Origin of the sequence: Xenorhabdus bovienii (genome assembly GCF_024721015.1) — a bacterium.
In the GTDB taxonomy this organism is placed as follows: Bacteria; Pseudomonadota; Gammaproteobacteria; order Enterobacterales; family Enterobacteriaceae; genus Xenorhabdus; species Xenorhabdus bovienii.
Genome location: NZ_JANAIF010000002.1, coordinates 45,853 through 59,094, shown reverse-complemented (window position 1 = coordinate 59,094; position 13,242 = coordinate 45,853). Strand labels below are relative to the sequence as shown.

The 13,242-nt window shown below is 47.7% G+C and carries 2 protein-coding genes and 1 pseudogene; 1 reads left to right on the top strand and 2 read right to left on the bottom strand.

The features are described from left to right. Positions 1 to 29: 29 nt before the first annotated feature. Positions 30 to 479 (bottom strand): phage tail protein, encoded by a 450-nt coding sequence (locus NXS07_RS00795; RefSeq protein WP_038196557.1) that lies wholly within the window; start codon positions 477 to 479, stop codon positions 30 to 32. A gap of 715 nt (positions 480 to 1,194) precedes the next feature. Between NXS07_RS00795 and NXS07_RS00790 the strand changes: the two are divergent. Then, positions 1,195 to 1,457, top strand: a pseudogene (locus NXS07_RS00790) (type II toxin-antitoxin system RelB/DinJ family antitoxin). A gap of 139 nt (positions 1,458 to 1,596) precedes the next feature. Here NXS07_RS00790 and NXS07_RS00785 read toward each other — a convergent pair. After that, a complete protein-coding gene (locus NXS07_RS00785) occupies positions 1,597 to 12,978 on the bottom strand; it encodes a non-ribosomal peptide synthetase (RefSeq protein WP_258085985.1) in 11,382 nt (3,793 codons plus the stop codon). Positions 12,979 to 13,242: the final 264 nt, after the last annotated feature.

Sequence of the window (13,242 nt, the reverse complement as noted above, 5' to 3'; positions counted from 1 at the left end):
CTTACACGAAATGATTAAATATCAATGCTTCAAACAGCCTGCATCGTTACGCGATCTGCTGTCAGAGTAATTTCCTGTACGGCAATATCATTGCTGGTGGCATCAAATGAAGGGGAGGTTAACGAGGTTGGGAAGGCATTGGACACATTCCAGCTCATCAATAATTCAGTGCCTGCGTCATTGGTTAAACTAATGGTAATATCTTTTTTCTCGACTTGGTTAAGTTGGATAGAATTAATCCAATCAAACAGTTCAGTTTTGCCGGGAAAGACGCCTTTACGCAGGGTGATATTAGTAGGTTGACGTTGACCCGGCATTTTGAACCAATGACCCGTACCATCGCGGTATTCAATCGTGTCATAACTAATATCCAACCCTGAAACACTGCTAAAGGGGACTTGCTCATCGCCGACAGAAACAATGAAACGATAAACAGGAATAGGGTATTCAACTGCAATTTGAGATGTACTTGTAGACATAAGAGCCTCTTTTTGAATAACAATGGTTATGATTAGTTACAATTAAGATACGATGGAAGACAATATATTAAAGAAAGCTACCGCCACAAAATGAAAAAATATCATTTTGAATTTTCTGTGGTCACATAATTCTTACATCGGTAATATCGTGCCGAAAAATCCATAATAAATACATTGCCAATAATGCAATTTGCTTTTTATGCATTTTGCTTTTTATACAATTCCATTTACACCAGAATGAAGATGAATATATTATTTATTTATTAATCATATTAATGATGATTTTAAATATAATTAGACAGCGGAAAAATTTAATAATAATCCTATCTGATTAAATGCATCTAATATAATTACAGACGTGGCAATATAAAATAAATACAAAATGGCAATTAATTTTAATCCTATTGCAATTGCATAAAAATTAATTGCTGAAAGATAGATAAATCCATTCATTATTTTTTGAAATTAATAGTTCTAAGTAAGTTATTATGACAATTTCAAAAGACTTGATGATTTAAAAATATATTTTACTGGCAACATATCTAATAATACTAATATTTATGGCAATAGATTAAATCAGGTAGAGATTATTATTGGCATTAAAATAATCTCTACGAATAACCAACCGCATTGATCAGTGCAACTTATCACGCCATATTTGATTATGTAGCCCAACTGGGCTACGAATAACTATTAACCAAACGGAGGTTTCAACATGGCCGCAAATGCTATTGTTCGTGCTCGTATAGATGAGACACTAAAAAATGAAGCTGCTGATGTGCTGGCTGGCATGGGATTAACCGTGTCTGATCTAATACGTATAACTCTGACCAAAGTTGCAAGAGAAAAGGCCTTACCTTCGATATGCGCATTCCAAACGAACTTACAGCTGAAACCATTGCCAACAGTGAAAAAGGTGTGGACGTTCATAAAGCGAAAAACGCTGATGATCTCTTTGATAAACTGGGTATCTTATAGACCATGAAACAAAGGGAAATTGAGTAGAGTTATTTATTAAGGCCCGGTTCATCAATAAACCGAGCCTGTTCTCATCATCATTCGGCGCAATCAATATACCTGCCATAAAAATCGCGCCGTTTTTTCACTGAAAGTCAGCTCAATCCACCCGCTCCAACACACCTTCAATAATCTGTGCTTTCAGCTCGATAATATTGTGGTGGTCACAAAGCAGTGGTATGACAGACAGATGCTGGCAAGCCTGCCCTATCTGGTTATCATCAGCGTGCAGTGCTGCCGGTATTTTTCCCTGCTCGTTTAATTGAGCGTGGAACTCCGGCAACTGAGTCGCTTTGAATAGAGTGACCGGGCTATGTTGTAGAGGTTGCGAAAGCTCATGCTGGCAAATCGCATCGTCCGCAGGGCCGGCCTCCAGCGCTCGTACCGCGGCATCCCCTTCCAGCCCCAGCTCCTGTAATAGCATCTGCCGCCAGCTTGGATGTAAAGCCCCCAGACTGACTCGATAGAAGCTGTCCAGCAGGTAGAGATGGATATCACGTATCCCTCTGGCTTCCAGTTGTGCCGCAATCTCCAGCGCAATTAATCCCCCCATTGACCATCCCAAAATACGTACCGGGCCTTGTGTCAATGGCTGATACCGTTCCATATGCTCCAGATAGAAACTGGCTATGTCACGCAGTGACATGATTAACGGCCGGTGGTACAGGTTGTAATTATCCACGCCCAGACACGTCAGTTTGCCATCCAGCGTTCTGGCGATGTCCAGATAAACTTCACATCCCGCCATAGCCGGATGGATCATCCATAACGTTTCTTTAGCTGAGTCGCTGTTCAATGGCTGGATCAGTTGATATTCAAGGCTTGCAAGAATGCCACGGATACTGCGCCGCTTGAACAGTTCCATCACAGTGACCGCCTGCCCCAGCAAGACCGACATCTGCTGGCAAACAGGAATAGCCAGAATGGAAGTCCCGCCACATTCAAAAAAGTCATCGTTTACACCAACGTGATCCAGTTCCAGCTTCTGCTGCCATAACTGACAGAGTTGCTGCTCTTGTTCAGTCTCGGGCGGTTGATACTGATGCTGTCTTGGCGCGATGTAATTCAACGCCGACAATTGTTTACGGTCTATCTTGCCACTGGCATTCAACGGTAGTTTTGGCAGATGCGTCAACACAGCAGGCACCATATACGGCGGCAACACTTGTGCGAGGCGCTGACGCACATCGGCTTCATCCAGCGGTTCGTCACTGACATAATAGGCAGCCAGGCTATCAGATAAGCCACTGACTTTAACCAAAGCACACTGGCGAATGCCCGGTATTGCCATCAGCGTATTTTCAATTTCCCCCAGTTCTATCCGATAACCATTAATTTTGATCTGACTGTCTATTCGTCCCAGAAATTCAATGTTGCCATCCGGTAGCCAGCGCCCTAAATCTCCCGTCCGGTACAGGCGTTCACCACTGATAGGATGTTGCAGAAAACGTTCTTCTGTACGTACCGGGTCACGATAGTAGCCAATGGCCACACCGACCCCACCGATATACATCTCACCGATGGCCTGAGCGGGTACAGGTTCCAGATCTTTATCCAAGATAAGGAAGTATTGATTAACCAGTGCCTTGCCATAAGGGATGCTCTGGCTATAGCCGGCGCCTTGTGGTACTTCGAAGAGAATCGACCACACCGAAGCTTCCGTGACGCCACCACCGCTAAAGACGCGGCAACCGGGGAGCCAGTCACGACAGCGCGGTATATGATTAACGGGTATCCAGTCGCCGGATAACAGAACGCGATCCATCGCAACAGTAGGCCGCTCTGCCAGATTTTCTACTTCCTGCAATAGCAATTCAAACAACGCCGGTGCCGCATTCCAGATCGTGACGCCGTGTTCATGGATTAATCTGAGTAAGGTCTCTGGCTGGTATCGCTGCTCTTCACTTGGGATCACCAGCCTTCCCCCCACACCCAGAATACCGAACATGTCATAAACCGATAAATCAAAGCACAGGGCATTAAGAGCCAGTAAGGTATCTCCCCGCACAACGTTCAATTTACGATTGATGTCTATCAAGGTGTTGCAGGCCGTGTCATGACGAACAGCCACGCCTTTTGGTGTTCCCGTGGAGCCAGAGGTGAAAATCACATAGGCCAGACTGTCACAGGGGATCGGCACGGGTAATGACATCGGTTGAGGCTCAGTCAGGTGAATGGCACAGCCGTACGGATCAAGTTGGATGATTCCACAGGTTTCGGTTCTCCACGCTTTGCTACTGATTACCAACTGCGTTTCAGTCTGATCAATGATCTGCTGACAGCGTTGCTGCGGCCATGAAATATCGACGGGTATGTAGGCTCGTCCCGCCAGTAAGACAGCCAGAACAGCAATAATCTGCGCCCTGCCTTTGCTTACCTGAATGACGATCAGTTCAGATTGATTACGCGGATGTTGATGGATCTGCGCGGCCAATATCTGCGCAGTCTGAAGCATTTCGGCATAGCTGCACTGGCCGATAGTATCAATCAGGGCGATGTCATTCGGCTGCTGCCGAGTCCAATCGAGGATCCCCTGATACAATGGATGGCTGTAGAGAGCCGCATTCTGCGTTTCCATCGGCGGTTGCAACAGAGCCATTCTCTCTTCCGGTGAATACAGACTGATGTCTTGCACTAATTGTTCCGGATGAGCCACCATTTGCATCAATATATTCTGGAAGTGCCTGACCATTTCACTGATGGTTTCCGGCGCAAACAGCGCCTTGGTGTAGTTAATGTTGCCGGACAGCGCATCATTCCCCTCTTCAAACCCGAAGCTGAGATCAAACTTGGCAACGTCATATAACTCCGCCAGATTTTGCATGATGAAAGGGGCATCAACATCCGTCGCTTTCTGTTCCAGCGAGAAAGAGATCTGAAACAGCGGATGGCGTGATAAATCACGATTTAACTTCAGGAATTCGACCAATTTTTCGAAAGGCATCTCTTGATGCTGCTGGCTGGTAATCGTGTTGGCAAAGACCTGACGGATTTGTTCAGCCACGCTCCACTCTGGCGATATCTGATTACGCAGTACCAACATATTGACGAACATGCCAATCAGTGGCTCCAACTGCGGGTGTGAGCGGTTGGCTATCGGGCTACCGATGACAATATCGTGCTTGCCGCAATACCTGACCAACAAGAGGTTCATGCCAGTCAATAAGACCGCATGCAAGGTCACATCCAATTGGCGCGCCAGTTGCCGCAGTTGCTGGCTTAACTGAGGCGTAAGGGAGAAGAAAGTCGTACTGCCACGATGGTCAAAAATATCAGGGCGCGAATAGTCGCAGGGAAGTTCCAACTGAGGACAATCCTGCAACTGTTTCAGCCAGAATTGTTTTAGCTGTTCCAGTTTATCGCTGGACAACATTTGTTGGTGCCAGGCGGCGTAATCCATATATTGGATGGATAACGGCGGCAGTGCAGGTGGACGTTTGTCCAATTCAGCACCATAAAACTCGGCCAACTCCTTTAAAAACACATTCAACGACCAGCCATCAAAACTGATGTGATGAATGTTGAGCAGGCAGAAATGAGACACATGTCCATCTGATTCTACCCGTTGTAACAGCGTCGCCCGGATGGGATATTCGTGGCGTAAATCAAAGACACGGAAAATCTCCCGCTGTAAGAAATCATGCCACTCATCCGCCTGCACTTCCGCATGGGCAACAGCCAGCGCCTCATCATGGGCTTGCAGGAAAGATTCTCCGTGCTCATCTTGCTCAAAGGTACAACGTAATATCTGATGGCGGTGCACCACGGCTTGCAAACTATGAACAAAACTGTCTATCTGAATATCGGTCTGCAAGCGGAATAACAGGGGAATATGGTAAACATTGTTTTCCTGCATCAGCGTTTCGATAAACCAGAGTCGCATTTGTGAAAAAGACAGAACGCCACGTTGCAACCCGGCTTGCGGGATCACTTCAAGGTGTGTGCAATTATCGGACAGGAAGGCACTCAGGGATCTGACAGTAGGATGCCGATTCAACGCCACCAATGGGATGGTGCACTGCAATAACTGGCTCAAACGATTACTCAACTGGATAGCTATAATAGAGTTGCCGCCCAGCCGGAAAAAGTTATCGTCTATGCCGATACGTTCACATTGCAGCAACTCCGCCCAGATATCACAACACTGCTGTTGCAGCGGCGTCTCAGCAGCAGTGTACTCCTGCTGTACATCCGTAAAAACAGGCGCAGGACACAGGCGGCGATCCAGCTTGCCATTGATAGTCATCGGAATACGGGGCAATGGAATCAACGCACTGGGTTGCATATAGTTAGGCAACACCTGTGCCAATGTCTGCCGGATCTCGGACGAAAGCTCATTATCGGTCGATGTACTACCGTTCAATGTGTTGTCGCTCAATGTATAGTAGCAGACGATTTTTGGAAATTCCTTGCCATGAATGATCGCCACAGCTTGATCAACACCGGGGATATTAGCGAGCACGCGCTCGATTTCCCCAAGCTCAATCCGATACCCTCGAATCTTCACCTGACTGTCATTACGACCGAGATATTCCAATGATCCATCATCCAGCCAGCGCACAATGTCGCCCGTGTGATATAAGCGTGAGTGATCTGAATGCTGCTGGAATGGATTAACGACGAATTTTTCGCGGCTCAATTCCGGTTGATTCAGATAACCGCGTGCCAGTCCCGCACCGGATAGGAACAATTCACCGGGCGCACCCACCGGCAACGGTTGCAGGCTGCTATCCAGCACATAAGCTCCACACTGCGCCAACGGCCTGCCGATGTTACACGCGCCATTATAGCGATAAGGGTTAACAGTGCAGCAGACACTCGTTTCAGTTGGACCATAGCAGTTGAATACATTACGCCCCTGTGCAGCATAATGATCCAATACATCCTGAGAGGAGGCTTCACCGCCTACCGCCAGCCATTGCAGGCTATCCGGCAGCGTCGGTTTGAGTTTGAGCAGCACAGGCGGCAACATCGCATAACCAATCTGCCACTTCTGCAACAACGTTTGCAATTCCTGCAAGTCATAACGCTGCGCGTCAGATGCCACCACCAGCGAATGTCCACCCACAAATGCCGGGAAAATTTCCATCAGATGGGCATCAAACACAATGGAAGCAAATTGCAGGAAGCGCATGCCTGACTGCGTCATTTCCATTCGGGTAAACAAACTACGCGCCATGGCAGCAGAACCCCGGTGTTCCACCAGCGTACCTTTCGGCTTGCCTGTCGTGCCTGATGTGTAAATCACATAAGCCAATTGCCTTGGTTCCACCTGCGGCAACCGCGATTGTATTTCGTCTGTGGCCTCTGGATCGGCCAATTCGCTCAGGTATAGCTGTTGTAGATCGGGGCGCTCAAACAGCGGTGCCAAAGCGGGTTCCGTCAGTACCAACCTTATTTGGCTGTCCTGTAGGATGTAATTCAGTCTCTCTGCCGGAACATTTGTGTCCATCGGCACATAAGCAGCCCCGGCTTTGAGGATCGCCAGCAATGTCACAATCATGTCGATACTGCGCTCGCAACACAGACCTATCAGCTCACCTGACGCTAATTCACGCTGGAAAAGACGACGATATGCCGCCCGCAGCCGAACAGCCTGATGTGATGTAATCTCATCCAACTCTTGATAGCTTAATGTCCGGTAATCATCCATTAACGCCGGATTCTGCGGTGTTAATCGCGCCTGCCTTTCCAGCAAACCATGCAGAGTCATCAGTTCCAAGTCTTGATCAACCGCAAAAGCCCATTCTTCTAACAGTTGTTGGCGTTTGTCATCACTCAGCGCCAGTAACCGCTGATGTGGATAGTGAAGATGGGAAGGAAGACGCGCCAGCAATGTTCCCAGCATCTGCAAAATGGCGTTGCCACGTTCAGCATCAAGGCAATTCTGGTTATAGGACAGAGATAGCGTCAAACCTTGTTCTACATCGCCCTCAGCAATCAGGTTCAAGGGGTAGTCGGTCGTATTGTCACTGGTAGCCCGCAGATTGGCTCGCAGGGTATCTAATTCTGTCGTTGGATAATTTTCATAGACAAAAATAGTTTGGAACAACTTTTCACCCGCGGATTGTAATTCGGCCAGTGGCTGATAGCTGTAAGTATCCAAATCAATCATGCGTTGATGAAGCGTGCGAAGCTGTTGCAGACAGGTCGATTGCGGTTCCCAGTCCATCACCAGTGGCAAGGTATTGATGAATAACCCGACACTGCTCTCTATGCCTGATACGGGGTGGTTGCGGCCAGACAAGGTGATACCCACGATAGTCTGTGATTGTTGGCTAAACAGATGTAATAATTTGTGCCAGACGAACTGAAGCATGACATTGAGTGTCAAGCCATGATTGCGGGCGGTTTCCTGTAATGACAAAGCGACTGCATGAGGCAATACCTGACGCACTACCGCCTGAGTATCAGGCGTTTCATTGCCGGAGGTATTCCGTGCACCACGAGCCAGCAACAGGGAAATATCCGTACTCTCCCAATGCTGAGTCCCCAATTCCTGCCAGTGATGACGGCACTCTGCAACCTGACTGGCGTAATAACGCTGGGTCGCCAGATAGGCTGTATCAATGCAGGTATCGGGCATTTGTCCCGCCTGTAGCTGCTGATAAGTGCGATGGACGTATTCCAGCAATATCTGGCTGCTCCAGCCATCAATAATAATGTGATGACTGGTGTGGATCAGGCTGTATCGGTCGGCAGCCAGTTTAACGAGGCAAATCCGCATCAGCTCTGGTTTATTCAGTTCGAAAGATTCGTGGTATTGTTGCTGACAAAGCGCAGTCAGTGCCTGCTCCTGTGTCGGACTGGTACTGAAATCATGGTATTGCCATAATAATTCAGCCTGCCTGAATACAATTTGCTGTGGCTGTTCCTGCCAGTCAAAGCCTGTACGCAACATCGGATATCGTTGCTGAGCGTATTCCCAAGCGCGGTAGTAATCATTCAGATCGATCGGTTGTTCGTAATCCAGGACAAACTGAAAATGGTAGGTCGAGTTATCGAGATAACTCAGATAATGATGAATAAATCCTTGTTGCAGACTGTTGGCGGGATAAGCAACCACGGGTGCCAATCCTGCCGGTAATCGAGCCAGTAATGCGGCATCAATCCCATCGTCCACTGTCTGCTGAATCTTACTGGCTGATGGTGCCATCGTGTCGATAAGCGATATCAAGGCTGTTTGGAAACCGTGATCCAACTGAGCAAGCTGCGACTGGCTGAGTAAACCATCCCAACGATAATGCAGCTCTTGGCCGATAAGCCAGATATTGAGGGTAAGCAAACCGGAATCAACATTGCGCGGGCTGATGGTTTGTCCGGCCGATTCTGCACTGATCTGCCAATCATTTTCAGGCGCCTGTAACTGCCCCAGATAATTGAATATCACCCCAGGATAGGGCAAAGACAATGCCGACGCCTCAGCCCCCAAATGACGCAATGCCCCGTATGAAATGCCTGAATCGGGTACGCCGCCAAGGGTGGCATGAACTTGCTGCAATGAAATCGTATCTTCACCCTCAACAGAAAAATGCAGAGGATAGAGAGCCGTAAACCAACCCACAGTACGACCCACATCCAACTGTACCGATGGCAGATGGCGGCCATGACCTTCCAGAAGCAACGTATGGTTCGCTATTCCACTGAGATGACCCAATGCGTGCAGGAGCGCAGTCAGTAAAACTTCATTAGGCGCAAAACTTGCCGCACCTGTGGTCAAATCCAGCAATCGAATACTGGTGGCAGGGTCTAAAGATTGTTGCAGGAATTGACGAGTATGGCTGGCCTCCAATAATGGCCGGTAATCAGATTGTGAAACACATTGCTGCTGCCAGAATTCACGCTGAGATTCAAAGCCGGAAAGCTGTTCAGTCAAGGCAGCCTGCCATTGCCGATAGCTGGCTGTTTTGGCGCCGAGGTTTTTACCATGATAAAGCTGTTTTAAATCATCAAGCAGGATGCGCCATGACACGGCATCCACAATCAGATGATGCAAGGCACAGTAAATGCGGGCTGAACCATCTGGATAGCCATCAATATAGGCAAAACGCCACAGTGGGCCAGCCGTAATATCGAAATCACTTTGCCAGCTATCCAGACAGTCATGGAATGCGTCATCGGTCAACGGGTCATAATGGCAAATTTCCAGCGCCGTTGGGGCGACCTGATTGATATCCAGATAAAGCTGGCGTTCAGCAGGAATAAATCTGGCTCGCAGCATATCGTGCCGTTCCACCAGTGCCTGAATCGCTGTTTCCAGTTTCTGCGGTTGTAAAGGTGGCACCCGAATCAGAAAAGCCTGATTCCAGTGATGAGGTTCAGCAAACACCTGCTCGAAAAACCAATGCTGAATAGGGTGAAGAGGAAAATCACCCTGTAGTATTCCCTGCTCGGAATGCATCATCTGGGAATCAGGAGTGGTAGCCAGTTGTACCGCCAGTTCAGCAATCGTACGGCATTGATATAATAGTTTAGTGCTGCATGGCAACTGCTGGCGACGCATTTCCGAAACCAACCGGATAGCGGAAATAGAATTGCCCCCCAGATGGAAAAAGTCGTCATCAATCCCTATTTCGTCCAAACCCAGAATCCCGTGCCAGATATTTTGCAGCCGGTGTTCTAACTCCGTTTCTGCGGCACGATAAACATAGCGGCTCTGTTTAAAATCTGGCTCTGGTAACGCCGCTGCATCCAATTTGCCACTAATCGTCATCGGCAGCGATGCCAGTTGCACGAATGCAGATGGCATCATGTAATCCGGCAGCGAAAGCTGCAAAGTACGGCGTAGGTTATCTTCGTTTAAGGTCATCTCTGACACATAGTAGAGCACAATGTGCGAGCGATCCTGACCGCGTACCTGCGCTGTGCATTGACTCAGCCCGGATGCCGCAATAAACACCTGCTCAATTTCAGCCAGCTCAATGCGATAGCCATGAATTTTTACCTGAAAATCCTTGCGTCCCAGATATTCCAGTTCCCCATTCGGCAACCAACGCGCCTGATCTCCCGTGCGATAGAGCCGCTGATCATCGGTATGTTGAGCAAATGGGTTGGCAATGAACGTCTTGGCTGTTAATTCCGGCTGCCCCAAATATCCTCTGGCCAGCACGGCGCCAGAGAGGTAAAGCTCACCGCTCATGCCCATCGGGACTAACTGCAACTGCTCATCCAAGACATAAGCCTGAATGCCGGGAAACGGACGGCCAATATTTTGGGCGCCATCCCACTGATAATGGTGCATAGTGACACATACGCTGGCTTCCGTGGGGCCATAGGCGTTAAATATCCGCCGTCCCTGCATGGCGTAGTGATCCAGAATGGCTTGAGGTGTTGCTTCGCCTCCCACCAGAATATTTTGTAACCGGGCAGGCAACGCGGGTTTTGTTTTCAACAAAGTGGGTGGAAAAGTGGCGACTTCAACCTGATAATTTTCGATTAATTTTATCAGCAGGTCAGGATCATGACGCTCTTCTTCTGAAGCAATCACTAATGTATGGCCGAAACACAGTGCCATAAAGGTTTCGAACACATGAGCATCAAATGCCAGCGAAGCAAACTGCAACCAACGTTGTGGCCGTTCAATACCCTCAATCACTCTCGCATATAGACCATCCAGCATGAGTAATACCCCACGATGTTCCAGCAGAGTTCCTTTCGGACGGCCTGTCGTGCCAGATGTATAGATGGAGTAGGCTAATGAATTCGGCTCTGAGGCTGTTTGCGGAGCACTGTCTGGCTGATCACGGTAATCATCCCTGTCGTTTCCGAATGTCAACAAAGCCAGATTTTGCCCGTAATCGCGCAATATGGGCTGATGCGTCATATCTGTAATTGCCAGCCGGGATTGGCTATCGGTCAGGATATAGGCCAGCCGTTGCGTTGGGACTTGCGGATCAAGAGGCAGATAAGCCGCTCCCGCTTTCATCACCGCCAACATGGCAATCACCATATCCACCCCACGATTCATAAAAATCGGCAATAGGGTGTCCGGGGGCAGTGATTGTCCTGTCGCTTGCAGATAGCGTTCCCGTATCAAATGAGCCAGTTGGTTACTACGTTGTTCCAATTCCGCATAACTGAGTTGCTGCTGATTATCAATCAACGCGATTTGTTGTGGATGCAGGCAAGCCTGCTGTTGGAATTTTTCATGAATCGTTGTTTCGGGGACATCACCCTGTTCTCCCTGATGACCACATTTCAGCAAGGCCATGCGCTGATCTGGTGTCAGGAACGGAAATTGTCGGATCGGTTTTTCTGGATTTGTCAGGGCATTAACCAGGAGTTGCTGGAACTGTTCGGCCAAGGCAGTAATTTGTTCAGGGTGGAAACAGCGGCGTGGATAGCGGATACGGAAAGACCATTGATCACCTTGCTGCTGATATTCCAGCGCCCATTCTGAATCCGCTAAATCGTTGTCGAAACGGTGATTGTAATGGACTTCACAACTCTCCAGTTCCAGACAGAAATCCTTGAAATGAGCTTGGTTCACGACGACATTTAATTTACGGATAGGTGTTAAAGGCAACACCTTAAAAAGCGGCCAATATGAGAAACGCAGGCCGGAGGGTGTCTTCAATGATGAGGTGTAATGTAACGTCTGCTGGTAAAGCGAAGCAAAGCTGACCGTATCATCCAACTGTAAGGGAAAAACAGCGGTGTTGATTTGGGCACCCAATGAAAGCGATTCTCCTCCTGTCACGGCAACCGGATAACTGACGTGAACCTTTCCATCAGGCATATATTGGGCAATCAGTGCCGCCCACAGCGTTTTGAATACCAGAAATGGCGTACAGTGCCGCAGAGAACGCTTAAGCTGCTGCCAATCACTTAATGACAGATTGAAACGAACCTCTCCCACTAATTCTTGTTCATCTTTCGCCGGTTCTGATAAATAAGGCAACGGATTCGTTGCTGCCACTTCCGTCAAACATGTTTTCCAGAACTGTGCAGGCTGATGTTCTTCCAATGTTTTTATCTGCTGACGATATTGTGCAAATTTTTCGGCAATTTGATCCAGTGTCAGAGGAGTGTGGCGCAGGGGGCGCTGATTATAGAGATCCGATATGGCGTGATAAAATTCTTCGGTACTCCCGCCATCTACCACAATATGGTGCAGTACAATGACTAATTGAAATTGTCGCTCTGCCTGTTGAAATAATCCAAATCGAATCAGTGTCCCTTGCCTTAAATCAAAGGGCTGTAAGGCAAACTGACGCAGTTTTTCTTCACTGTCAAAAATTTGTAGGGTATTAAGACTATTCGGACCCGGTTTCCAATATAATTCACCATTTTCTTCATCAAGCTGATATTGAAATAATGGATATTGATTCATCAATCCCTGTATAGCCGATCTCAATTTACGTTCATCCAAATCGCCTTGGATAGTTTGATCCATAACCATATTGTATTTAACTGAATCAGGTTCAAGAATCCATTCATTCCAAAATAGGCGTGTAAATGGCGAGGCCAGAATGTTATCCATATCGATACTCCCTTCGGATTTTTTATTAAATAAAAATTTGCTTACCTGACCGGATATCAGGTAATGACTTTTTGAATCAGTCCTGGCGATAAATGGGAAAAGAAATGCCTCAACTACCCTCATACCTAAATTGGCTGACAGATAGATATCGTGAGTTATCGTCGTTATCGGAATTTTTAATTAGGCAGGCATCCTGCTTTCGAGACATATTCAGCCGATTATTTGATTAAATATGGCCTCTTACTGCCTCTTTTTTTATTAGTC

What these genes read in the sequence shown, in the direction of transcription:
- NXS07_RS00795 (WP_038196557.1), bottom strand. Translation starts at nt 479, where the DNA reads ATGTCTACAAGTACATCTCAAATTGCAGTTGAATACCCTATTCCTGTT.
- NXS07_RS00785 (WP_258085985.1), bottom strand. Translation starts at nt 12,978, where the DNA reads ATGGATAACATTCTGGCCTCGCCATTTACACGCCTATTTTGGAATGAA.